This window comes from Brevibacillus fluminis (assembly GCF_003710825.1).
Taxonomy (GTDB): Bacteria; Bacillota; Bacilli; order Brevibacillales; family Brevibacillaceae; genus Brevibacillus_D; species Brevibacillus_D fluminis.
This window is the reverse complement of record NZ_RHHQ01000015.1, coordinates 119,557-143,942: the sequence shown is the minus strand read 5'-3', so window position 1 is coordinate 143,942 and position 24,386 is coordinate 119,557. Positions and strand designations below refer to the sequence as shown.

Sequence of the window (24,386 nt, the reverse complement as noted above, 5' to 3'; positions counted from 1 at the left end):
GGGAGATTTCATTAGAAAAAAACGTTCAACAGCAAAATGTTGAACGTCTCCTTTACCTACTCTTCCATTTTCATGACCGTACACGCGTCGTGAATCATGGAGATCGTCTCGCTCTCTTGGGTCAATTCTAGCATTGCCTATATGACTTGCAGCACTCAAGCAGGAACGGGGTAATTAAGGTAGTTAGCTGCTAACTGATAGCCGGTTACCATTATTGATCAGGATCCTGCCAGCGAATCCCCGTATGAGCCTGAAGCAGCACCCCATCGAAACGTTTTTCATCACATTGTCGGGGTGAGCAGTACGTGCCGATCACCGCACCGAGAAAACCGAGCGGAATGCTCACAATGCCGGGATTGGTTAGCGGAAACCACGGTTCCGTCCGGATCAGCCCATGCACCGGATCCATCACATTCGGACTGACAATCACGAGAAACAGTGAAGAAAGCAGGCCGCATATCACGCCGCAGATCGCTCCCCCTGCCGTAAAACGCCGCCAGTATAGCGTGAACAAAATCAGCGGAAGATTGGCCGACGCTGCCACGGCAAACGTGAGGGCGACCAAAATCGCCACGTTCATCTTTTGACCGCCGATAGCTATCAAGATGGATATGGCTCCGACAGCGACAGCTGAGCATTTGGCGGCCAAAAACTGCTCGCTCTCCGAAGAGCTTCCGCCGCGGACGATATGGCTGTAAAAATCGTGCGCAAACGCGGATGAGGCAGACATGACAAGCCCGGTCACCACAGCCAAGATGGTTGCGAAGGCGACAGCAGAGACGTACGCCATCAAAAATTCGCCGCCAAGCGCGCGAGCCAACATCGGGACCGTCAAATTGCCGCCAAACTCCGCTGCGCGGATCGCGTCCCACCCGACAAACGAAATCGCGCCGAATCCAAGCACAAACGTCATTAAATAGAAAGCGCCAATCATCCAGGTAGCATTCATCACCGAGCGCCGCGTTTCAATTGCATCACGTACGGTAAAAAAACGGACCAAAATGTGAGGCAGTCCCGCGGTGCCCAAAATCAGCGCGAGATGAAGCGAGATGGTATCAAATGGATTTTCGAATTGGTTGCCGGGGTACAAAATGTTAATCCCGTATGGCGTCGCATTGGTCACATGGTCAAACATGGCCACGAGGCTCCAATCGAATCGCGACAGCACGATCAGGCAAACGATTAGTGTTCCGGACAAAAGCAAGATCGCCTTGATAATCTGCACCCAGGAAGCGGCAATCATCCCGCCGAACAGCACGAAGGTCGTCATCAAGCTTCCAACGATAAAGACAGCTGATCGATAATCGACATCCAGCAGCAGATGGATCAGTGCCCCTGCCCCGACAAGCTGGGCGATCATGTAAAAGATCGTGATTAAAATGTTGGTCATCGCGATGACACCGCGCAATCGCTTGCTGTCGAAACGCTGGATGATCGAATCAGCCAACGTATACTTTCCCAAATTGTGCAGCGGCTCTGCCACCATGAAAAGAATAACCAGATAAGATACAAGGAACCCAAGCGAATAAAAAAAGCCGTCGAATCCGTAAATACCGATCGCACCAGTGATTCCTAAAAAGGAAGCCGCGCTCATGTAATCGCCGGCGATGGCTAACCCGTTCTGCATGCCGGTCAGCCGGTTGCCCGCCGCATAAAAATCATGTGGGGTCGAGGTTCGCTTCGCCGCCGAATACGTAATTGCCAATGTTCCGACAATAATGGCCAAAAAAAAGAAAACGGTCGTAATATCCATCGCATGTTCCTTTTCTTGTAGCTTTTCCATTATTATACACGGCGTGCAAGAACGATGGGAATGAAAAAAAGCCGGAAAACCTGCGGGTTATCCGGCTTTGCCTCTATGTGTTACACGGTTCCTTTGATCCCAGTGTTTGCTTGAACCAAAATTTCGTCGAATTTTTTCTCATCCGCTGGCGCTTTAGAGGAGAACAACGTCCCCAGAAAGGCGGCCAAAAAGCCTAACGGGATGGAGACAATGCCAGGGTTGGCGAGCGGGAAGAGCGGTTCTCCGACCAAGATCGCGGCTCCTTCTTTCACTGCCCAAACATTCGGGCCCAGAATCACCAGCAGCAAGGCGCTGAACAGCCCGACCAGCATTCCCGTCACCGCGCCCGTCGTATTGAAACGCTTCCAGAAGATCGTGAAGATGATGACCGGGAGATTGGCGCTCGCTGCCACGGCAAACGCAAGCGAGACAAGGAATGCAACGTTCATTTTTTGTGCAAACAGCGCAAGGATGATGGAGATGATGGAAACGCCGATTGATGCCCATTTCGCGACCTTAACCTGCTCGCCCTCCGTCGCCTTTCCCTTGCGTACGATATGGCTGTAAAAATCGTGAGAGAATGCAGATGCGGCGGTCAGTACCAAACCTGCCACTACGGCAAGAATGGTGGCAAATGCGATGGCAGAAACGAACGCGAACAGGAAGTCGCCTCCCAACACTTTTGCCAAAAGCGGTGCGGCCATATTCCCCGCCTTGTCGGCTGCTTTGATTGCGTCAATGCCGACGAAAGCAGCTGCGCCAAAGCCAAGGAACAGCGTCATGACATAAAAGATACCGATGATCCAGGTTGCATATACAACCGATTTTCTTGCCGTTTGTGCGTCCTTTACCGTGAAAAAGCGAATCAAAATGTGCGGAAGACCTGCCGTTCCGAGCACAAGTGCCATGTTAAGAGAGATCATGTCGATGCCATCCTTGTACTTGTTGCCGGGATTGAGGAACACGTCGCCGAGCGGTGTCGCCGTCTTCATATGTGCGAACATCGCATCGATGCTAAAGCCGAATTTGGCAAACACGATAAGCGAGATGATGAAGGTCCCTGCCATTAGCAGAACCGCTTTGACGATCTGAACCCAGCTCGTCGCCGTCATCCCGCCGAACACGACGTAAACGGTCATCAGCACGCCGACGATCAGTACGGACGTCGTGTAATCGAGGCCCAGCAGCAGCTTGATCAAAGCGCCCGCGCCGACCAGCTGCGCAATCATGTAAAAGATCGAAATGGTTACCGTATTGAGCGCCGCGACGCCGCGAACCTTTTTATCGTCAAAACGCGCGGCGATCATGTCAGCCATCGTATATTTGCCAAGGTTACGCAGCGGCTCCGCCACCAGGTAAAGCACGACCAGATAGGCGACAAGGAACCCGATGCTGTAGAAGAAGCCGTCGAAGCCGACGAGCGCAATCGTTCCGGCGATACCCAAAAACGATGCGGCGGACATATAGTCACCGGCGATTGCCAGCCCGTTTTGCCAGCCGGTCAAGCCGCCACCCGCTGTATAAAACTCGCTTGCCGTCTTGGAACGCTTGGACGCGAAATAAGTGATCACCAGTGTTACGAGCACGATTGCCAAAAAGAGAAGAAATGCGGTCACATTCATTTCGAGTCACCACCTTTTGCCCATTTCTGCTTGATTTCATTCACCATCTGGTCGAACTTCCCTGCCTTGCGGGTGTAAATCATGCAAAGCGCCCAGGTCATGATGAATTGCGCGAAGGCAAACACCCATGCCCATGTGATCGATCCGTAAAACGGGGTGTTCAGCACTTTTGAATAGGCGGTCATGAGGGGTAATGCGAAGTAAAAAATAAAGAAAAAGAGCGTAAGAGGAATGATAAAAGCTTTTTTCGCGGCAAGCAAACGTTTGAACTCTTGTGACTGCACGATCGCAGTGTACCGATCTTTTTGTTCACTGCTCCCCTTCTGCTGTGACTGTTTCCCGGCTGTCGATTGGGCCATACACACCAGCTCCTTTTTTCAGAAAATTACATTTTGTAAGCGCTTTAATCTGATTATATGTTTTTTTCTAAAGTCCGGCTGGTTTCGCGTGTATGATGCGCGATTGTTTGCGTGAATCGCAAAAAAAAGGGAGTGTTTTGCTTCAGCTGCCTTCCAACAGCTTGAGCAGCTCTTTCGCATAGGAGCGCGAGACGGGCAGCTGGGTGCGTTTGGCGTCCTTTAGCGTGAGATTATAGGCCCCGTTAAACCAAGGGGCAATTTCTGCAACATACAAAATGTTGACCAAGTAACTGCGGTGAATGCGGAAAAAAGGGTGCGCTTTCATTTTGTCCTCCAGCTGCTGCAGCGTCATCTTTGACGTGTAGCACTGTGTGGCCGTATAGATTTGGATGACGCGGTCATCACGCATCGCATAGAGAATCGCTTCTGGGTCGATCACGTTGAAGCGCTCCCCGTCATCGAGCAACAGCTTGGCGACCCGCGTTGACTGCGGCAAAGTACCTTGTGGCGCTTGTGGGGGCTGCGCAGACTGCAGCCTGCCGCGCACGCGAGTCAATGTTTGCTGCAGTCGGTGCGGCTCGATCGGTTTGAGCAAATAATCGACGGCATTGACGCCAAATGCCTCCAGTGCATAATTTTCATAGGCGGTGCAAAATACGAGGAGCGGCTGCCGCTTTCGCGCCGCTAGCATTCGTGCCGCCTGTATGCCTTCCATTTCCGGCATTTTGATATCGAGAAAAACGACGTCTGGCTCATGCGCAGCCACCAATTCCACCAGCTCACGCCCGTTCGTCGCGTTTGGCAGCAGCTCAATTTCCTCTTCCTGTGCCAAGAGATAGGCAAGCTCCTCTCTGGCCAGCCGTTCATCCTCTGCAATCATGACGCGAATGCGCATCCTTATTCATCTCCTTAATGGTGGTGGATCGGTATGGAAAAGAACACCCTCGTGCCGCCCTCCTCCCGATTGGCATAATGCAGCCGGCTTCCCGTATCAAACAGGCTGATCAGGCGCTGATTCACGTTGTAGACCCCGATGCCGTTCCCTTCCGCACTTGGCAGATTGACCGCGCCCAGCTGCTCGATTTGCTTCTCGGACAGCCCCTCTCCGTTATCTTCGATCGCGATATGGACCTCTTCCCCAACGCGGCGAAGCGAAATGAGAATCAAGCCGCCGATTGGCTTTGCCTTGAGCCCGTGCTGAATGCTGTTTTCGATCAATGGCTGGAGCGTGAGCGGAGGAATCATCGCCTCTTCGATTCCCTCCTGCGTCTCATAGACGACGCTGAACTGATCGGCGAAGCGGATTTTCACGATTTCCAGAAACGCCTGCAAATGGTCAAGCTCTTGATGAATCGGAACCAGCTGCATCGTCGTCATTTTCAGATTGAGCCGCATGAACACGGAAAGCTGAATCGTCATGTGGCGAGCCAATGTCGGATCGATGCGGATCAAGGTGACAATCGAATTGAGCGTATTGAACAAGAAGTGTGGATTGATTTGCGCCTGCAGCAGCCGCAGCTCCGCATCCTTCATCAGGCTGGTCATTTTTTCTGCAAAGGAGAGGTTCAGCTGATTGGAGATCAGATTGCTAAGCCCTTGGGCCACCACTTCCTCGATTTTACGAATTTGTTGGGAGCGCTGGTAATACAGCTTAATCAGCCCGACCACCTGTCCCGCCTCGCTGAACGGAATGATGATTCCTGCGCGGAGCGGACAATCAGCATGCGGGCATTGAATCTGCTCGCGGGAGTGCGCGACCTGCACCTTGCCCGTCGCCAGTGCGAGAAGCGAAAGCTGTGTCTGTACCCGCTCACCCGGCTCATGATGACCGGACCCCACGCCGCTGTGGGCCAAAATAGTTTGCGTGTCCGTAATGGTCACAGCCGTCACCTGCATTTCCTGCTTCAGGATTTGGGCTGTCAGTTCCGCTGTCTGCTTGGTCAACCCTCGCTTTAGATGAGGCAGGATCAGTTCGGCAATTTTGAGTGCACGCTCGGCCTCAAAAGCGGCCGACCTCTCCTCCTCCTTCAAAGCCAGCCGGATCATTGTTGTGAAAATCGCGATGAACACGCTGTTGGTGATCACCATCGGAATCCCGATCGTATTGACCAGCCGGATCGCCGTGTCCGAGGGGCTGGCAAAAATCAAGATGAGCCCCATCTGCAAAATCGGTGCAAACATCCCGATGAACAACGCTTTAGCTGGTGAAATGACCCGTTCATCCGAAAAGAAACGCGCGACCCAGCCGGTCAAAAGTCCGGTGAGCGGAGCCGAGAGCCCCATCGGCAAAGCGGCGAATCCGCCCAGCGAATAGAGATGGATTCCCGTCACAATTCCTGCGCCAAGTCCGACCAATGGGCCGCCGAGCAAGCCACCGATGACGACACCGACGAGGCTGGAATTGGCGATCGCTTCTTGCTCCATGAGTCTAACCATCCAAAAGGAAGGAGAAAACGTGTCTTCAGTCACCACGACGCCCGCGTATGTTCCTGCGATGCCAAACAGTCCAAACATGAACGAAAAGGTAAGCGAGGTGAGCATGCTGAACTGACGGTCGAGCAGCTGCCGAATTTGTCGAATCTGAATCAATGTGAAGGTGACAGCCAAGAGCAACCCCATCCGCTCCAGCAGCACCAGCGTCAATGTCTCCACCTGTCATCTCCCCTTTCGTGCACGCCTTACGAACAGGTGCGTTTTGCGGCAATAGAAAGAGCCTCCCGCGGGAGACCCAAGGAGCTTGCTGCAAATAACTAATTTTTCTAAATACGACATAACCAGCATGATTCCTGCAAACGGTAAAGTCGCGCTGCGCAAGATTAGAAAACCTTGCTACGCCATGCTTTTGCTTAAGTATACAAAAAAAGAACAGGTTGCAGCTTCAACCCGTTCCTATCGTTTCTTCGTGTATTTATTTTCCCGTAACCTGCTTCAAGTAGGAGAGGTCGATAAAGCCGCTGATATCCGCTTTGGTGGAGTAGCCCGCCTCTTCGCTGATTTTGGCCATCTCCCGAAGGACGTTTTCATGAACGTCGTACGTCGCGTTACTTCGCGCCACCGCTGCTTTGATCTCTTCGACGTTCATGTCTTTTCCGGTCAATGCTTTCAGCTGCTTGACCAAAATCGCGACCGCTTCATCCGGATGCTCCTTGATGAACTGGACAGCCCGAACATGCGCGCGGAGCAGCTTTTTCGTCAGCTCGGGATTTCCATCCGTAAACGACTTGGTCGCCAGGACGACGGTATTGGTCGTCTCCTTGCCCCAGCCGAACCGGTCCCAGTCCAGCAAAATTTTGGCTCCCGCCTTTTTTTGCAAATTCACGCCCCACGGCTCGGGCACGGCAGCAGCATCGACGTTTTGCTGTAAAAACAGGGTTGCCATGTCAGCAGGCGACTGTGCCAGCACTTCAACCGTTCCGCCGAACCCTTTGATCCCCAGCCCCGCTTCCTTCAGCACCTTGCGCAGCGCGAGATCCTGCGTGTTGCCGATTCCCGGGATCGCGACGCGCTTACCATCCAGATCCTTGACGCTTGTAATGCCGGAGTCGGGCCGAACGACCAACACCGCACCGCCGTCAACCGCTCCCGCTAAAATGTGATGCGTCGGATTTTTCAAGTAGTTGATTAGCGCGGGACCAGGTCCAGTATAGCCGAAATCGATCTGTCCGGTGGAGATCGCCTCCATGAAAAGCCCGCCGTTTGGAAATGTTTTCGGCGCAAGCTTAATACCCGGGCCAAGCTCCTCCTGAAAATAACCTTTGTCCAATCCGACAATCGCTGCCATATGCGTCACATTGGGAAAATATCCGAACCGTACGGTGTCTGTCGGCTTCGGCTCCTGTGAGTAGTTCGCACAGCCCGTGAGTGTCAGTACGGTTAAGAGCCCCGCTAGCCAAGCGCGAACTCCATGTATTTTTTTCATGTCTCTCTCCTCCGCTCCCATGCAGCTACAGCCGCGTGCTGACGCCCCATTTGCGCGAAATGGTTTTTTCCATTCGCATGAATACTTGGTTGTCCATCAGCGTGCCGACCACCCCGATGATAATCATAATTGACAGCACCAGATCCATCGACTGGAGCGCCCGACCCATTTCCAACAGCTGTCCCAAGCCGCCTCCCGTACCGAGCAGCTCGCCAGCCATGAGCGCGCGCCAGGCGAATGCCCAAGCGATGCGCAAGCCGGAGATCAGGTGGGGGATCGACGCTGGCAGCACGACTGTACGCAGCAGGTGAAGCCCGCTCGATCCCATCGTCTTGGCTACCTTCAAATAAAGCGGTGAAACGTTTTTGAAGCCTGTGCTCGCATTGACCGTCATCGTCCACGTCGCCCCGATCGTCACGATGAACAAAATCGCACCCTCGCCCAGCTTGAACCATACGATCGCGAGCGGCAGCCATACGATGCTCGGCACCGATTGCAGTGCCGTAATCAAAAAACCGAGCGTATCGTCGACCCATTTGTACCGGGCGATCGCATAGCCCATCAAAAGACCCAACGTGATCGCGATGGCAAACCCGACCACAAGCCGGCGCAGTGTGATGAAGGTCGCCTCCAAAATTTGTCCGCTCAATAGCCCGTGCCACAAGGTCCCCAGCACCGTTGCTTCCCCGTGCGACGAGATCAGAATCGGCGGCCATAAAAACGATGGAAACATGCCGGATTTAGATATCACTTCCCAGATTGTATAAAGGATCCCGATGAATATGACCCTTCTTAAAATTGTACTCATCTCCCATTTCCTCCTTCAGCACTTTTGCCATCTCTTCTTCCAGGCTGTGCAATATTTTCTGTTCCAGATGGGCAAGCAGCGCATCGCCCGGATCACGCGGGAAGGACGCCTGCACTTGATACACTTTTTTTATGCAGCCTGGCCGCGTACCGAGCAGCACGATCCGCTGCGAAAGCATGACAGCTTCCCGGATGTTATGGGTGATGAAAATAATCGTCTTCCCTGTTCGTTGCCATATTTCTTGCAGTTCGGTATGCAGCACCATGCGCGTCTGTTCATCAAGCGCGGCAAATGGCTCGTCCATGAGCAATATCTCTGGGTCGAGAACCAGCGCCCTGGCAATGGCCACCCGCTGTTTCATTCCACCGGACAATTCATGCGGATACGATTTGGCGAAACGGCCCAGATGCACCATGCGAAGGCCTTCCATCGCCTTTTCTTCCGCCTCTTTTTTACTGAGCTTGCGGAGCAAAAGCCCATACATCACATTTTCCAGCACGCTCATCCACGGAAAGAGACCTGATTCCTGGAAGACGACGATGCGGTCGCGTCCCGGCCCTTTGACCTGCTTTCCATTTACTAGCACTTTTCCATTGGAGGGAAACTCCAGTCCGGCAACCATGTTGAGCAAGGTAGATTTTCCACAGCCTGATGGTCCCAAAAGTGAAATAAATTCCCCTGCGCCAATCTCCAGATCAACATCGCGCAGCACTTGAAGCGTCTGATTATTGGATTTGGTAAAAAGCTTGTTGACACCTTGAAGTACGACCTGCATCCCTGTTCCCCCGTTCAGCGTTCCACTTTCTTTTACCTAGTTATACACTCGGAATTATATGAATTTTATTATTGGCAATTCACTCGATTCTGTCAATGCTTTTTTCAGTAATTCAATCGGGACATACAACAGCTACTCCGCTTTTGCATACCCTGTGCCTAGCTGAATGCATTTGAAACAACTGAACCAACAGCAGGATTTGGAAGGATGAATGAAACATGTGCGGAATTACGGGATGGATTGATTGGGACCAAAATCTTGAATTACAGCGCCATGTCGTCGCCAACATGACGTCGTGCCTGGCGCTGCGCGGTCCAGATACGGAAGGGTTTCATGTGAAGGGCCCTATCGCTTTGGGTCACCGCAGACTTGTCGTCGTCGATCCGGCTGGCGGCGGTCAGCCGATGACGCGGTACAAGGGCGATCATGCTTTCACCATGGTGTACAATGGTGAGCTGTATAATACCGAGGATGTACGTCGGGATTTAAAAGCGCGCGGCTATGAATTTCAGGCTCATTCGGACACGGAAGTCTTGCTCACCGCCTATTTGGAATGGGGCAGTGACTGCCTTTCGCGGCTGAATGGCATCTTTGCCTTCGCCATCTGGGACGAGACCGCGCAAACGCTGTTTCTTGCGCGGGACCGGATGGGCGTCAAGCCTTTGTTTTATTCCGAGGGGGAACGATCGTTTTATTTCGGCTCCGAGCTAAAAGCGTTGCTTGCGCATCCTGACATCAAACCGGAGATCGACGCAGAGGGGCTTGCCGAAATATTTGCGATCTCCCCTGCACGCACCCCCGGTCACGGCGTCTTCCGCAATATCCGTGAGGTGCGGCCTGGCCATTCGCTGACGGTTACGCGCGATGGCGTCAAACAAGAGCGGTACTGGACACTTGAGAGCAAGCTGCATACGGATGATTTCGCCACAACGGTGGAGACGATCCGGACACTTCTGCTCGACTCGATCGACCGTCAGCTGGTGGCGGATGTGCCTGTCGCTACACTGCTCTCCGGCGGTCTCGATTCCAGCATTATCACGGTGGTTGCGTCCAAGGTGTTTGAAAAACAAGGCCGGGGCACCTTGCACACGTATTCCATTGACTATAAGGACAATGATCGGCATTTTGAGGCGAACACGTTCCAGCCCAATTCGGATGCACCTTATGCCCAGCTGATTTCGGAATTCGCCAAGACGGAGCACCACACGATCCAGTTCGATACGCCTGAACTGATCGCTGCGCTCAAAGACGCTGTCATCGCCCGCGACCTGCCTGGCATGACCGATGTGGATGCTTCTCTCTATCTGTTTTGCCGCGAAATCAAAAAGGAAAAAACCGTGGTGCTGTCCGGTGAATGTGCGGATGAGATTTTTGGCGGATACCCGTGGTTTTACCGTGAAGAGCTGCTGAACTCTGGCACATTCCCGTGGGCGTCGATGACGGCCGAGCGCGCCAACTGGCTCTCTGCTGAACTGCGAGAGGCGATCAAGCCGGAGGAGTACGTCGCCCGGCGCTATCGGGAAACGCTGGACGAAATGCCACGACTCGCAGGCGAGGACACTGCGGAGGCGAAACGACGCGAAATGTTTTACTTGAATTTGAACTGGTTCATGAACACGCTGCTCGACCGTAAAGACCGGATGAGCATGGCCGCCAGCCTAGAAGCGCGCGTGCCTTTTTGCGACCATCGGATCGTCGAGTACGTCTGGAATGTTCCGTGGTCCATGAAATTCCATGAAGGGCGGGAAAAAGGCATCTTGCGCAAGGCGATGGAGGGCATTTTGCCGGATGAGGTGCTATACCGCAAAAAAAGCCCGTATCCGAAAACGCACCACCCCGCTTATACCGAAGCGACGCGCAGCTGGCTGAAAGAGGTGCTGCACGATCCAACGTCCCCGCTCCTTGCGCTGATTGACCGCGAACATGTCAGCCGGATCGCCGATCTCGATGCCAAAGCATCGGGCATTCCTTGGTTCGGCCAGCTGATGAGCACGCCACAGCTATTCGCATATTTGGCGTCTGTTGATTTTTGGCTAAGAGAATACCGTGTGTCCGTGAAGCTGTAGTGATAGCAAAAAGCCGTCAGACAATCTGACGGCTTCTGTATTTTTACTTGTACACGAGCCGCGCGATCACCGCGTCACCGCTTCCACTGACCTTCACTTCCACCATGGTAAGCTGATCGCGCCGGTCCTCGATCTCATGTCCGGTATTTTCCGGCACATAATACCGTTCGATTCCGTACCCGATACTTATCTCTCGTGTACCCTCGCTGTCCACGTACCGTAGTGTTCCTTTCAGTGCGATCTGTCCTTGCGCAAGCTTGGGCAAGCTTCGGTAGACGCCGACCGCTTCGTGCCACGGGTTCGTTTTTTGCTGCAAGATGACATAGACTTGGTGATCCTGATCCTCCTGTGTCACATCATGAGGCACAGACGTGCCATCGATTCGCGCGATTTCATAATTGAGCACGACATAATCGCCATAGAACGGGTCTACCGGATCGACTGGTGCTGTTTTGAGCAGTACGCTCTGCCCGGTGAGCGCAACATACTGGTATTTACCGACGATTGCGAGCAAGAGCGCAATCTGAAGTGCGATAATCAAGAGGAGCCGCTTGTTCATTGGCCATCCCTCCTCGCTTCGTCTACCCAATGGCGGCGCTTTCGTTCAAGCAGAAAGCTGATCGCAAGCAGCAGCGCGCCGCCTAGCAGAAGGAAAACGGATTTGTCCATAAAGTCCCAGGCGAAATTGATGTACGCCACAAAACACGAAATACCAAAAAATATCGCTCCCAGATTGATCCGGTACACTTCCCGTCGCTTTTCTCCTGTCATGATCATCACGCTGGAGAAGGCAAACAGGGAAATGATCAGCGGCACGCTCCAATCTGCCATAAGTACACCCGCACTTGAAAGCGCAGTCGGTGCAAACACGAGCAAGAATGCGGCATACGGAATCAAGTCTCCCAGATCGGCTTTTTTCCCACGCATGACCGCGACGACAGCTGATGCCGCGATCAAGGCTGCCAGAATCAGACAAGGTGCCAGATACGGGCCGGTTGGATGTGTCAGCAAATCATCGATGAAGATTTGGAAGATGGTGTAGACAAAAATCGCCACATAGCTGAGCACCCGCATCACCTGCCCAAACGGCTCTGCTTTGCCGGTTATGAGCTGTGCGATGACATAGAACGCCAGCAAAAGCAGCGGGTATGTGAGCACATGCTCCCATGCGCTCACATCGATCAGGGCGAACAAAAGAAAGCTGGCAAACGAGAAGGTTACCGTTCCTGTGCCGCGAAAACGAAGCAATAACGGCAGGACTCCCAGTGCAAATAGTGCATAATACACGGCCACAGAAACACCTTCACGCATGCCGTCCATTTCGCCATAAAAGGCTGAAACGGTCAAAATCAGCTGAAGCGCCACAAACAGAGCACGCTCCTTATAATGCCAGACAAGCGCCAATGCCCCGACAAACCATAAATAAAAGGCATTGATCGGATTGGCTGACAGATGGTACATTTGCCCGATTAGAAAAAATCCCGCGCCGAATATCACGATCCCGATAAGTGTAACAGCCGTCCCCAACCGTGCGTAGCCGCGTGCTCGCAGTCGGTCTGCCCCTACATACGCGAGTGCCATCGATGCAAAAATGATTACCAGCTTGGCAACGGGCGCAATCCCCGACCAATTCGAGGCGATAAATGCCAGCACGCCAAGACCAAACAGGACGGCGGCTAGGATCGGCAGGGCACTCACTCGGTTTACCACCGGATACCGCTCCATGATTCGCTCCTGCTGCTCGGAGGTAATCACGCCGTCTTTTACCCAAGCCGCCGATTCTTGCTGAATCAGAGTCCTTTTGTCCATCTCCTTCACCTCCTAAAAAGTGGTTTCTTACTTTAATAGACGTATTTTGCGGTGGTTTGTTTCGGAAAATGGGTTTGTGGTGGTGTAGCGAGGGATTTTTGCAAGAAAGCTCCGCGAAAGGCATTACAATGCCTGCTGGGGCTCGGGGTGAACGGCTTGCGCAAAAAAATGAAAACTGCGTCCAAAAGCCACACGCTGCGCGGCGGAAGCATCTTCACGATGATATGTGACGCAAAGGCGTTTTCATTTTTTTGCGCAAGCCTGGCGGGCATTGTAAAAGCTTTCGCTCCGCTTTCTTGCAAAAATCTCGCGGCTGCTGTGTGTAATAAAAAAGAATCCTCGTTTTTCCGAGGATTCTTTTCGCTTGCTATTCCTTATTATTCCGCAGAAAACACGATTTTACCATCCATCACGGTAAGCACGGCCTTCGTTTCTGGAATTTGTTCTACAGGTACGTCAAACAGGTTGCGGTCCAATATGGCGATGTCGGCCAGTTTGCCGGCTTCGAGCGTACCGAGCTCGTGCTCGCGCTCCGTGCCGTATGCGCCTCCCCATGTGTATGCGCGCAGGGCGTCTGCGAGGCTGACACGCTGCTCTGGATGCCACACGTTCTTCCCGCTGCTGTCGATGCGCGTGACGGCACGGTAAATCTGGATCATCGGGTTCAGTACGTCGATCGGGAAATCGCTGCTGAAGGCAAGCGGTGCCCCAGCCTGCTGGAGGGAACGGGTGACGAACACGTACGGCTCACGCTCGGCGCCGATCCGGTCCGTATAGACACCTCGCTCCGACATCGCCATATGGTCAGGCTGCTGAGACGCGATGACGCCCAATTGACCAAAACGGGCGATATCATCCGGATGAATAACCTCGACGTGCTCTACTGCGTGACGGCGGTCGCGCGGGCCATTTACTTTGGCCGCCTGCTCGAACGCATCCAAAGCGAGGCGAATCGCCGCTTCCCCTATGGAGTGGAAACGCACGTTGAAGCCCTCTTTATCCGCTTCCTCCACCCATTTCAAAATGGTCTCCACCGGGAATGCAGACTCCCCTTCATGCCCCTCCATATCCGCATAAGAGCCGATTAGCCAGGCGGTCCGTCCCGTAATGACGCCGTCGATGAACTGCTTTAAACCCGATACGCGCAGCTTGTCCGATTTGTACATGTCCCGTTGGCTTCGGGCACGTTCCAAATCCCCGTCCAGTGCAGGGAACAGATGAACGCGTGAGGTTAGCTCGCCTTTTTCTTCAGCCTCGCGGAACAACGTGAAATCATCCAGCTTTTTGCTGATGTCGGTGCCGTATAGATCGGACACGGACGTAATGCCGCACGTTCTCGCTTCCTTCAAAAAATTTTGGAACAACGCCATTTTCTTCTCGCGCGGCAAATCAAATGCCTTGTTTGCGACAAGACCGATCGCACTTTCATACAAGATACCGGTCGCATCGCCTGCTTCATCCCGCGCAATGATGCCAAACGGCGGATTTTCCGATTCACGAGTCACTCCAGCCAGCTCCAGCGCTTTGCTGTTCACCCATGCATAGTGCCCTTCCGCATGGAACAAAAGCACCGGGCGATCCGGGAATACCTCGTCCAGCGACTGGCGTGTCGGCAGCTCCTGATTGTCCCAATACGCAGCATCCCACACAAAGCCGAGCACCCATTCGTCGGCCGGGACGTTTTGCGCATGCTGGCGCACCATCTCGATCGCTTCTTGCTGGGAGCGCGCCTGAAACAGCTGCACACCCTCCATCGCGATGCTACCGAACATGATATGCAGGTGGAAGTCATGCATCCCCGGCATAATCAGCTGATCGCCTGCATCATATTCCTTTGTTTGCGGCCCTTTATAGGAGGCGATCTCCTCTTTGCTTCCGATCGCTGCGATCTTGTTGCCGACGATCGCGATGGCGGACGGCTCCGGCTTGTCCGACAAGCCTGTAAACACCGCATTTCCCGATAAAATCAAATCTGCGTATGGTTTTGTATTCATAACGTTCATCTCCTATATTAAAAAATATCTGAGGTGGTGTTTTGCTCCGGATCATCCAGGTGGATGTTCGGCGGTGGCAGGCGGAACATCTTGGTGATGTAGGCCAGATAGCCGATCCCGATGACGAGCCAGGCCGTTCCCAAGATCAGCGAATGCATATCCAGCTTCGCCCAGAAAATGCCGGTAATGATGGCGCCGATCGCCGGAACAAGCAAATAGCGAAACACATTGACGCCGGAGCGCTGCTTCTTGCGGATAAAGAAATGGGAAATCACAGACAGATTGACAAAAACGAAAGCGAACAAAGCGCCATAGTTGATGAATGCGGTCGCTGTCATCAGATCGAAGAACAGCGCCGACATTGCGATCAAGCCGATCAGCAGCAAATTGAGCACCGGTGTCTGGAACCTTGGCGACAAATAGCCGAAAAATTTGCGCGGCAGCACATTTTCCCGTCCCATTGCGTACAGGATGCGGGAAGCGCTCGCTCCGGAAGCCATCGCTGATGCAAAAGCAGCCGTCATGGAGACTACGAGGAAAAGCGCATCGAGAAAGGCATTTTTCAATACTCCGAAGATTTCGAACACAGCGGATTCAGGGTCTTGAAACGTAAACGAAGGATGCACAAGCTGCGCAAAATACGTGTCAGCCACATAAAGGAGACCACCGATCAACGTGATCAAAATAATGGCGGTTGGCAATGTTTTCACCGGGTTTTTCGTTTCTTCAGCAAGTGTCGTGACAGCATCAAAGCCCAAGAACGTAAAGCACAGAATCGGAATGACCGCCATCAATCCCCCCATCTGCACGTTGGGATCGTAAAACGGCGTGAGCGAGACAAGCGTGCCGGAGCCTTTACCAGCAAGTAGTCCTTGGATCGCAAAAACGACAAAGAGCACACACAAGAGCAACTGAGCGACCACTAGGATAGCGTTTACATTCGCAGCCAAGCGAATCCCCAAAATGTTAACCGTTGTCACGATGACGATGAACGATATAATCCAGACAGCCATCGGAACACCAGGAAAATAGTTGGAGACGAAAATGCCGACAAGCAGGGAACTGATCATCGGAGAAAAAACATAGTCAAGCAAAATGGTCCAGCCTACCAAAAAGCCGAGGTGCGGGCTGATCGATCGCTGTGTGAAGGTGTACGCGGAACCTGCGATCGGAAAAGCTTTCACCAGCATCCCATAGCTGATGGCGGTGAACAGCATGACGACCATCGCCATGGCATACGCGGTCGGCATCATCCCTTGCGCAATTTCTCCGGCAACCCCATATGTAGCAAAAACGGTCACCGGTGCCATAAATGCTAACCCAAACAAGACAACATGCCGCAGCGACAGCGTCCGGTTCAATGATTGTGTTTGTTCTCCTTCTTTCATACATACGCCCCCCAATAACGTGCTTTCGTGAACTGTTCGTGGATGGATGGAAGTCGCTGTGCGAAAACGCTTGCAGGTTGGTTCAGTCACCAACCCATCGCATCTGAATCGTATGGTTGCGTTGCGTTTTCGAGCATCAGCCTGTCAAAATCATGGAGAGCAACACTGCTAGGAGAAACAATTGTTGTTGCATGGCTTCACCTCTCAACTAACTAATATTCGTTAGGTAGAGTATAAAGCGAGAGCGCGAAAATTGTCAATCAATTTGCGCTTGCTTGTTCGTGATGCCAAGCCAGAAATTTTTCCACGCCGCTTCTAAACGCTGCGTCATGGCGTCTTTGCCGTAGTACGACATTTGCAAAAACACGCCGTCAATCGTGCAATAATACGCTGCGATGAGAGACTCGGTTTTTTCTTTGCGCACGACTCCCGCTTCAATGCCCGCGACAAAAATCTCACGCAAAATTTGCGAGAGGCTCTCTTCCGATGTGATGAACCGTTCACGGATTTTATCTTGCAAAAAGTCTGGCGGAAATAACATGGTACGCTTGAGGAACTCCGCACGCACTTCATTTTGCAAATAAAACCGGCATGTTTCATGGAAAATCAGCGACAGCTTTTCTTCTACCGTCGCTTCCTCGATATTTTCAATGATTTGCTCCACATGGCTTACTTCCTGCCAGGATAGATCGGCAAAAACCGAGAGAAACAAATCTTCTTTCCCTTTAAAGTGTGCAAAAATAGAAGGTGTCTTGATGCCCACCTGTTTCGCGATTTCTGCGAGGGCTGTCCCATTGTAGCCATTTTGTGCAAATAAGCACATCGCCTCGTGCTTGATTTTATCCTTCGTCATATGATCACCCATACCTGCCACGTCATTGTAGTGAGATTATAGCCGATTTCGCAGAGCCTGTCTAATAATCTGGAAACAAATGAATAGAGTGTGAAAAGCAAGAAAAAGCGGCGTTCCCCTTACACGATGTAATAGGGTCCGCCGCTTTCTCCTGATACGAGGTATCGCTCCTGAAGAATTAGACGACAGCGGCACCTACGATGACAAGCAACACAAAGAGAACCAAAACCAATGCAAACTCATCGTTGTTAAAGAGACCCATTTCAATTCCCTCCTCCCATACAATTCTTATCTATCTTATGGGATGGACACGATTCCGTGTTAGGGCATTCGCCCGTTTTTGGGGAAATGAGGCCGTTAACGCAGTAAAAAACCATCCGTTCGCTCGGATGGTTGACTTTGAAGTAAGAAACGCAAGAAATGCTATAAGCCAGGTTCTGTCTCTCCCGTGCTGCAATCGGGGCATCCCCTCGCACAAAGAGCGGTAGCCATCTATCTATGGCAAAATTGCCATCCGTCCCTTCCGTTTGATTCCTTCAGGACGGTTCCCCTACCAAATTTGGGTTTCTCGCTCGCAGGGTTTACCGCGTTCCATCTTTTCTGTCGCCAGAAAAGCTACGTTTCTGTGGCACTTTCAGCGTACTCGGGTCTACTAGAGAACCCTTTTCGCGCCGTCAGCAAAGCGCAATGCCTCACTGCCCTGGTTTGCACCAGGTACGAACACTCCAGACATCTCAGCCTGGGCGAGCCTGGACTTTCCTCTATCGCCCGCCGTCAAAAACGGCTGCGACAGCGACTACCCGCATTCCTTGCGTATATTCTTTTTTGTCAGTGCTGATTCGATCAGCAAAGAATACTTTATCACACCAGGCGAGAGAGGTCAACTACCGGATGATGGAAGGAAGGCGACATCCTGGCATGGTCAGTCTATCGCTCCTGTAGTAAAATAGAGAGGAGTTATTTTTGTTACGATTTTTGGGAGGATACACATGATTACCATAACCCCGGCCGCTTCCGCCCTGCTGCGCGACATACTCGCCTCCGAGCCCGACTCTGATGCGCTTGGCATCAAAGTGCTCGTCACGACTACAGGCTGCAGCAGCTATTCGTTTTCCATCGCCATGACAGAACCGGGCGTGACGGATCGGGTCACGTGGATCGATGGCATCCGCTTGTTGACGACTGAGAGTGAAGAGTCCTTTTTAGATGGGCTGATCATCGATCGAAATCGTGAAAACGGGCGCCTGCAAATCTTTCATCCCACACAGCTGCAAGGCGGCTGTTCGCTCCCGTAACAACCTTTCGATGCTATGCCAGCCTATCTATTGCAAGGAGGATTTCCATGTTAGTTTTACCATTTGACGGCAAACTCCCCTCGATTCACCCCTCCGTTTTTCTCGCAAACGGCGTGCTTGTCTCAGGCGATGTCACCATCGGCGAGGAATCGAATATTTGGTACAACACGGTGATCCGCGGCGACATCGCGCCGACGATTATCGGACGCCGTGTCAGTGTTCAGGATAACAGCACCTTGCACCAAAGCCCGGACAAACCGCTGATTCTCGAAGATGAGGTAACCGTGGGGCACAATGCCGTCCTGCACAGCTGCATCGTTCGCAGAGGCGCATTGATCGGCATGGGTGCGATCGTTTTGGATGGCGCCGAGATCGGCGAAGAAGCAATGGTCGGCGCAGGCGCCTTGGTTCCGCCTGGCATGAAAGTGCCGCCACGCTCGCTCGTCATCGGCTCGCCTGCCAAAGTAAAGCGCGATTTGACGGAAGCCGATTTCAAGGAGTTGGTTCGCATTCGTCAGTCGTATGCGGAAAAAGGGCAAGTCTACAAACGCCTTGAAACGGAAGCGCGCCTGCAAGAGTCCCAAATGAAATAATCCGGTCATGGATGCAAAAACAACCTCAGCCAGTACGTCACTGGTAGAGGTTGTTTTTTTCGCGCATATGCATCAGCATCTGATAGGACCGAATCGCCGTTTCCAAATGGGCACGGTCCGGTTCCTTGCAGGTCACATATTTTTGCAGCACCCCGGATAGCCAATATACCGGCTTGAAGATGCGCCGCAGGTATCGGTCAAACACCATCGCGGCTGCCATGCCGGCAAATCCGATGAGCACGCTCCATTCCAAAGCGCCTGTAAATGGCAGACTCGCCAGAAAGCACAGGAAAAAGTAGGTGACGGAATTGGTCGAACAGCCAGAATTGACGATGTTGGCCCGTTTGACCGCTTCCCATGCTTCCGGATGTTTCGGCCCATTGTAGCTAAATACTTTATGTTCGGCACCATGATACTTTTTCAACTGGCGCGGAAAGATGAAATGGAATCCTGCAGCATATACCAAAATCCACAGCGGATCGAACCACGTTTCCGCCACACCGAACAAGATCGCGCACAACAGCATGAGATGAAACAGCTGATAATACCATGGAAGGGTAAACGCGATGCGCACCCACATTTTGCCGATTGTCCGCAGCGTAATTTTTTCCGACCACACATGGATCACGCCATGCTTCATCTCCGCGCAAGCCAGATACGTGCGGTCATGAAAGAATACACCACGATTGAAGGATATTCCCATTAACATTTCAACGCTTCTCCTCCTGTCCAAATGTGAGTATAATAGGAAGAATGTATGGAGAACTTAGGAGGTTTACAATCTTGATACGTCTTGTACCAACAACGCCCCTTACGCCGGAACACGATCCGTGGGAACCGCTATTCAACGCGACGCCCCCTACTTATAAACTGACCAGTGTTGAATTCACCGTCACGAATATGTGCAACCTGCGTTGCGAGCATTGCGCAGTCGGCGATACGCTGATGCTGCGCGATGACGAAATTTTGCCGATGGAGCTGATCTTGAAGCGTCTTGATGAAGCGAAAGATCTGCTTACCATCAGTATAACAGGCGGCGAACCGATGTACAGCGAGCAAACCGTCAAAAAGACGATTCTGCCGCTCCTGCAATATGCCACCGAGCGCGGCTTGCGGACCCAGATCAATTCGAACGTCTCTCTTCCGTTTTCCCGCTACGAGCTGCTGCTTCCCTATCTGGATGTTATGCACATCTCGTGGAACTGGTCAAATGAGGAAGAATTCCATAACATAGTTTACGCAAAGGCGAAGCAAAAAGTTTCAATTAAACAGGCTGGCATGCTCTTCCAGACGATGATGGACAATGCCCGCAAGCTTTCGGATGCCGGCGTCTTCGTTTCAGCTGAGTCAATGATCAACATCCGCACGCACGACAAGCTCGATGTGCTGCACCGGCAAATCCGCGAAATGGGCTGCCAGCGCCACGAAGTGCATCCGATGTATCCGAGCGATTTTGCCCGCGATATGGAGGTGCTTTCGCTCGAACAGGTGCGCGCGGCGATCCATCGCCTGCTCGATGTCCGCGATGAGAACATGTGGATGCTGTTCGGCACGCTGCCGTTTTTCGCTTGCAGCCCAAGCGAGGTAGACCGCGAGCTGATCTTGCGCCTGCGCGAAGCGAAAAACGTGACCGTGCGCAACGATCCTGACGGCCGCAATCGCTTGAATATCAACGTCTTCAATGGCGAATGCATCGTGACCGACTTCGGCGACGTGGAGCCGCTCGGCAACGTTCGCAACGACAGCCTGTCTGACATGTTTGCTCGCTGGCAGGCACACCCGATAAACAAAACGATCAGCTGCCATTGCCCTGCCGCCAAATGCGCCGGACCGAACCTTTTGGTGGCGAACGCCTATTATCCTGAAACCAATTTTCTGGAGCGACGTGCATTGATCTAGCGTCGCAATTCACTCAACAACGCAAAACATCCCGACTCGCGCCCAAAGGCGAACCGGGATGTTTTTGTTTTCATTTCTATCCTGTCGATTTCGATTTATTTTACAACTCACGCTTTTCTTGCGTCACTGTTTGCGACCATGGCTTTTCCTTTGAGCAGCGGGGCCAGGACAATGATCGCGAGCAGGAAAAAGCTACCTGCCGTTTCGTAAATGGCGACAATACCCACCATATCCTTCAACCATCCTGCTAGACTCATCATGATCACCATCATCCCCATGAACAGCGGCGTCAAAACGCCATTCACGCGCCCGACAAACGATTGCTCGCTGTTGGACAAAATCATCGTATTAATGCCGATGTGGATGCACGGGAAAAACAAGCCGTTTAAAAATTGCATGGCGAGCGTTAGCCACAGGCTGGTGGACATCCCCATGCCAAGCGCCGAGACGCTTGAAGCGAGTATGCCCATCGCCATCATTTTCGGCGGTGCAATTTTTTTCGCCAGCCCCATCATCACCCCGCCACCGATCAGCATCGCAATCCCTTGCGTCGTCAAGAGCCATTGCAAATACTCTTTGGGCAATCCCAAACGCTCAACCACAAGGAACACGCCGAGCGGCTGGAGGACACCTGACACGACCCCTGCGATGACCATTATGGCTCCAAGCAAGCGCAACACCGGCTTTGACCAAACATAGCGCAAGCCTGCGACAAGCTCTTGCCGCACAGTAGTGGTTTGCTTTCCTACGCCCACTTCATCCTTCGGCAAACCTGCGAGAACGACAGCGGACAGCAGGAAGCAAATACCCATCGTGCCGATCGCTGGCTCAATCCCGTATCGTTGATAGATAAACCCTCCGAAAATCGGCCCAATGACCATGAACATCGCCATCGTCGTTTGAAACATTGCCATCCCCGTTGGCAGCTGCGCTTCTGCAACGTACCGCTTGAACAATTTCAGCGCAGCGGGCTGAGAAAACTGGGAGAGCATCGCAGAGATCAAGGTCGCGAAAAAGATCGCCTTCCAGCTCCCCAGCGTAATCGCCACCAACACCATTCCGACGGAAATCGCGCTTAACAGATCGCACCAAACCATCGTCCGCTTCGGTTTCCAGCGATCCGCAAACGTCCCTCCCACCAACGAAAACAGGAAGATCGGCGCAAATTGCGCAACGGAAATCAAGCCTACTGCATATGCATTATTGTTCGTTTTCTCCATCACATACAAGAGAATGGCGAAATTGCGCACCCAGATACCCAGCTGAAGCAAGATTTGCGATAGCATGATCGTGCGGAAGATCGAATTGCGAAACAAGGAGGGTTGTTTTTGTTTATCCGTTGTCGGCGTCACGTTTGTTTCCTCGCTTTCGTTTCGCGGTAACCCGATTCTTCCGTATTTTGCAACTCAAGGCGCCAGATGCGTTCTAGCTCAGTTAGCTTTTCTTGATACTGCTTCAATACATCCGGTGTAGCGGTTTCGTTTTCCTTTGGTTCGAGCTGCTGTAAAATATCGAAGGAGAATTGTTCCTCCCCCGCATCATTCCAGTCCCGCTGCAGCGCTTTATCGGTATGGCTGCCGAGCTTGAGCGTAAAACGCTGCCGATTGAAAATCGCGGGCAAGTTCATGCTTCCGGCGATCATTGCTTTGCCGTCACGCTTATTGTAGATTTGATAAATTCCCATCGGCTTTAACTCTTCTTTGTACGCTCGTATTGCGTCTTTACGTGTTTGTCGTTCCATTTTGTCCGACTCCTTTTCCTCATACTCGTTTTGATTTACCCAGTAGCTGCTGCCGTCGGCTTTGCGATTCATGAATCCGTAATCGACTAAATAGCGTCGTAGTGTCACATGATCCGAATATGCGGTGCCCAAAATTTCATTGACTTCATTTTCGGTGTAAGTCTGTTTCGGATTGAAGCGTTTGATCACATGTCGCATGATGACAACTTTGCGCTTCTCCTTTTTCGGAAATTCCGTCATCATTCCGTCCAATCCGTCAGGAAAATACGTGCGTAGGATCGCTTCGCTCTCCTCCTCGGTAATCGCATACCGTTCATCGAGCATCGTCGCATTCCGGTGGTTGCTAATGAGCTTGGTCTGCTTGACTGGCCGCTGCTCCAGCAAGTCCATCAGTGCCAGAAAAACCTTCGCCTGCTTGGCTTTTTCCCGCAATGAAAATCGGTGATTGCGGATCGTCGATGTGCTCCCGCCTGTTTCCTTGACAATATCGTTGTCGCTCGTCCCTGCGTAAAAGTGGCGGAGCAGCTGCTTTTGCAGGTCGGTCAAACCTGTGACTTTTTTGTCTAGTTCGAGCAAATGGGCGAACATGGACTCATGCTCCTGTTCCACATGCAGACGCACGTACTTTTCCGCTTCATACAGCTTGCCTTCATGAGGATATATGACACCCTGTTCAAAATCGGACCCGCAAATGAGACAGATGAATGACTCTGACTCACCGTCAAAACGGTAGCCGCGCTTCATCTCTTCGAGCGATGCGCTCCAGAATAGATCGGGCAGATTATCCATAATAGACCCACTCAACTTTCGTTTGTTTATTTTATAGACATATTACATTATCGTTTATCATTTTGCAATAGACGAGGAAAAAGTACCGACCGGAGTTTCTTGCCCGTAAACCATTTTGGATATGGCCTGTCCCAATAAGCGGCAACCGCAGGAGCGTAAGCGTCGCAGTTGCATTAGAAAACCTGGCTATGCCATGCTTTTTGGCGGAGCCGCGGTTGCACTTATACTGGATAAGAATTTTATAAATTCTTATCTGTACAAAAAAACCAGCCATGATGGCTGGTCTGCTGCTTGTTTCTACGGCTAACCGACAGCACTTACGTTGGGAACGCACGTGCACGCAGCTCACCCGCTTTCCCTCATTTGCTTTCAAAGTAATCGGTATTATCTTCCTGTTTGGAGGATTTCAGCATCGTTTTGCTGATTTTCCCTGCCCGATCGAAGGAATCGAACATTTGGTCAATGACTTCAACCAGCTCCCTGACCTGCACAACCTTACCACGAATCCCATCGAAATGGCGAATGATTCCGCTAATACCGGCCATGATTGCACCTCCTCGCTTTCTCTCTCTGCTTTAGCGTATGCAAGAGCGGATGGAGTGGGCAAAGCGTCATGGAATTGCCGATTGCCCATTTTTATGACTGCCATAAAAAAACACGCCACCCACACGTTTGAGCGGATCGCGTGTTTTT

22 protein-coding genes, 1 other RNA gene and 1 pseudogene are annotated in these 24,386 nt (G+C 52.2%); 4 read left to right on the top strand and 20 right to left on the bottom strand.

Annotated elements, in window-relative coordinates; translation table 11 throughout:
- Positions 1-211: 211 nt before the first annotated feature.
- The 8 genes from EDM56_RS19575 to EDM56_RS19540 all read right to left on the bottom strand — a co-directional run bounded on the left by EDM56_RS19575 (position 212) and on the right by EDM56_RS19540 (position 9,266).
- Positions 212-1,753, bottom strand: a complete 1,542-nt coding sequence (locus EDM56_RS19575) for a solute symporter family protein (RefSeq protein WP_221175995.1) — start codon at positions 1,751-1,753, stop codon at positions 212-214.
- A gap of 110 nt (positions 1,754-1,863) precedes the next feature.
- On the bottom strand, positions 1,864-3,405 hold the full coding sequence (locus EDM56_RS19570) for a solute symporter family protein (RefSeq protein WP_122919596.1): 1,542 nt from the start codon (positions 3,403-3,405) through the stop codon (positions 1,864-1,866).
- Positions 3,402-3,764 carry a DUF485 domain-containing protein gene (locus EDM56_RS19565; RefSeq protein WP_122919595.1) on the bottom strand — a complete coding sequence of 121 codons (363 nt, stop codon included), beginning with the start codon at positions 3,762-3,764 and terminating at the stop codon, positions 3,402-3,404. Before EDM56_RS19565 ends, EDM56_RS19570 begins: the two co-directional genes overlap by 4 nt.
- Positions 3,765-3,906: 142 nt before the next feature.
- Positions 3,907-4,659: a LytR/AlgR family response regulator transcription factor gene (locus tag EDM56_RS19560; RefSeq protein WP_122919594.1), complete on the bottom strand. Its 753-nt coding sequence runs from the start codon at positions 4,657-4,659 to the stop codon at positions 3,907-3,909.
- A gap of 14 nt (positions 4,660-4,673) precedes the next feature.
- On the bottom strand, positions 4,674-6,416 hold the full coding sequence (locus EDM56_RS19555; RefSeq protein ID WP_122919593.1) for a LytS/YhcK type 5TM receptor domain-containing protein: 1,743 nt from the start codon (positions 6,414-6,416) through the stop codon (positions 4,674-4,676).
- Positions 6,417-6,672: 256 nt separating this feature from the next.
- Positions 6,673-7,683 carry an aliphatic sulfonate ABC transporter substrate-binding protein gene (locus EDM56_RS19550; protein ID WP_122919592.1) on the bottom strand — a complete coding sequence of 337 codons (1,011 nt, stop codon included), beginning with the start codon at positions 7,681-7,683 and terminating at the stop codon, positions 6,673-6,675.
- Positions 7,684-7,708: 25 nt separating this feature from the next.
- A complete protein-coding gene (locus EDM56_RS19545) occupies positions 7,709-8,491 on the bottom strand; it encodes an ABC transporter permease (RefSeq protein WP_122919591.1) in 783 nt (260 codons plus the stop codon).
- Positions 8,424-9,266 (bottom strand): ABC transporter ATP-binding protein, encoded by an 843-nt coding sequence (locus EDM56_RS19540; protein ID WP_122919590.1) that lies wholly within the window; start codon positions 9,264-9,266, stop codon positions 8,424-8,426. The genes EDM56_RS19545 and EDM56_RS19540 overlap by 68 nt, the downstream gene beginning before the upstream one ends.
- Positions 9,267-9,484: 218 nt before the next feature.
- Between EDM56_RS19540 and asnB the strand changes: the two genes are divergently transcribed.
- The gene (gene asnB, locus EDM56_RS19535; RefSeq protein ID WP_122919589.1) at positions 9,485-11,332 is read left to right on the top strand and encodes an asparagine synthase (glutamine-hydrolyzing); all 1,848 of its coding nucleotides are present in this window, start codon (positions 9,485-9,487) and stop codon (positions 11,330-11,332) included.
- A gap of 43 nt (positions 11,333-11,375) precedes the next feature.
- Here asnB and EDM56_RS19530 read toward each other — a convergent pair whose 3' ends face one another.
- The 8 genes from EDM56_RS19530 to rnpB all read right to left on the bottom strand — a co-directional run bounded on the left by EDM56_RS19530 (position 11,376) and on the right by rnpB (position 18,184).
- Positions 11,376-11,891, bottom strand: a complete 516-nt coding sequence (locus tag EDM56_RS19530) for a GDYXXLXY domain-containing protein (RefSeq protein WP_122919588.1) — start codon at positions 11,889-11,891, stop codon at positions 11,376-11,378.
- Complete coding sequence (locus EDM56_RS19525) at positions 11,888-13,141, bottom strand: DUF2157 domain-containing protein (protein ID WP_122919587.1); 1,254 nt, start codon at positions 13,139-13,141, stop codon at positions 11,888-11,890. The genes EDM56_RS19530 and EDM56_RS19525 overlap by 4 nt, the downstream gene beginning before the upstream one ends.
- Before the next feature lie 32 nt (positions 13,142-13,173).
- Positions 13,174-13,443 carry a hypothetical protein gene (locus tag EDM56_RS19520; RefSeq protein WP_122919586.1) on the bottom strand — a complete coding sequence of 90 codons (270 nt, stop codon included), beginning with the start codon at positions 13,441-13,443 and terminating at the stop codon, positions 13,174-13,176.
- A gap of 75 nt (positions 13,444-13,518) precedes the next feature.
- Positions 13,519-15,135, bottom strand: coding sequence for an amidohydrolase (locus EDM56_RS19515; protein WP_122919585.1), 1,617 nt, complete (start codon positions 15,133-15,135; stop codon positions 13,519-13,521).
- Positions 15,136-15,152: 17 nt separating this feature from the next.
- Positions 15,153-16,523, bottom strand: coding sequence for an APC family permease (locus EDM56_RS19510; RefSeq protein ID WP_122919584.1), 1,371 nt, complete (start codon positions 16,521-16,523; stop codon positions 15,153-15,155).
- 256 nt (positions 16,524-16,779) lie between these two features.
- Positions 16,780-17,376 (bottom strand): TetR/AcrR family transcriptional regulator, encoded by a 597-nt coding sequence (locus tag EDM56_RS19505; RefSeq protein WP_183192526.1) that lies wholly within the window; start codon positions 17,374-17,376, stop codon positions 16,780-16,782.
- A gap of 178 nt (positions 17,377-17,554) precedes the next feature.
- Positions 17,555-17,638 (bottom strand): YjcZ family sporulation protein, encoded by an 84-nt coding sequence (locus EDM56_RS19500; protein WP_122919582.1) that lies wholly within the window; start codon positions 17,636-17,638, stop codon positions 17,555-17,557.
- Positions 17,639-17,797: 159 nt separating this feature from the next.
- Positions 17,798-18,184, bottom strand: an RNA gene (gene rnpB / locus EDM56_RS19495) — RNase P RNA component class B.
- 181 nt (positions 18,185-18,365) lie between these two features.
- On the opposite strand from rnpB, the gene EDM56_RS19490 reads away from it, so the two are divergent.
- Positions 18,366-18,671: an iron-sulfur cluster biosynthesis family protein gene (locus tag EDM56_RS19490; RefSeq protein WP_122919581.1), complete on the top strand. Its 306-nt coding sequence runs from the start codon at positions 18,366-18,368 to the stop codon at positions 18,669-18,671.
- 47 nt (positions 18,672-18,718) lie between these two features.
- Positions 18,719-19,264 (top strand): gamma carbonic anhydrase, encoded by a 546-nt coding sequence (locus tag EDM56_RS19485; protein WP_122919580.1) that lies wholly within the window; start codon positions 18,719-18,721, stop codon positions 19,262-19,264.
- A gap of 37 nt (positions 19,265-19,301) precedes the next feature.
- Here the strand turns inward: EDM56_RS19485 and EDM56_RS19480 are convergent, their stop codons facing one another.
- Complete coding sequence (locus EDM56_RS19480; protein WP_122919579.1) at positions 19,302-19,973, bottom strand: DUF1385 domain-containing protein; 672 nt, start codon at positions 19,971-19,973, stop codon at positions 19,302-19,304.
- Between the two features lie 74 nt (positions 19,974-20,047).
- Between EDM56_RS19480 and yfkAB the strand changes: the two genes are divergently transcribed.
- Positions 20,048-21,163 carry a radical SAM/CxCxxxxC motif protein YfkAB gene (gene yfkAB / locus EDM56_RS19475; RefSeq protein ID WP_122919578.1) on the top strand — a complete coding sequence of 372 codons (1,116 nt, stop codon included), beginning with the start codon at positions 20,048-20,050 and terminating at the stop codon, positions 21,161-21,163.
- A gap of 107 nt (positions 21,164-21,270) precedes the next feature.
- Here yfkAB and EDM56_RS19470 read toward each other — a convergent pair whose 3' ends face one another.
- The 3 genes and pseudogenes from EDM56_RS19470 to EDM56_RS19460 all read right to left on the bottom strand — a co-directional run bounded on the left by EDM56_RS19470 (position 21,271) and on the right by EDM56_RS19460 (position 24,238).
- Positions 21,271-22,515 (bottom strand): MFS transporter, encoded by a 1,245-nt coding sequence (locus tag EDM56_RS19470; protein ID WP_246009450.1) that lies wholly within the window; start codon positions 22,513-22,515, stop codon positions 21,271-21,273.
- A 425-nt stretch (positions 22,516-22,940) separates the two neighbouring features.
- Positions 22,941-23,693: pseudogene (locus EDM56_RS31920) on the bottom strand (DUF2087 domain-containing protein); the annotation flags it as partial.
- A gap of 359 nt (positions 23,694-24,052) precedes the next feature.
- Complete coding sequence (locus EDM56_RS19460; RefSeq protein ID WP_122919576.1) at positions 24,053-24,238, bottom strand: hypothetical protein; 186 nt, start codon at positions 24,236-24,238, stop codon at positions 24,053-24,055.
- Positions 24,239-24,386 lie beyond the last annotated feature (148 nt).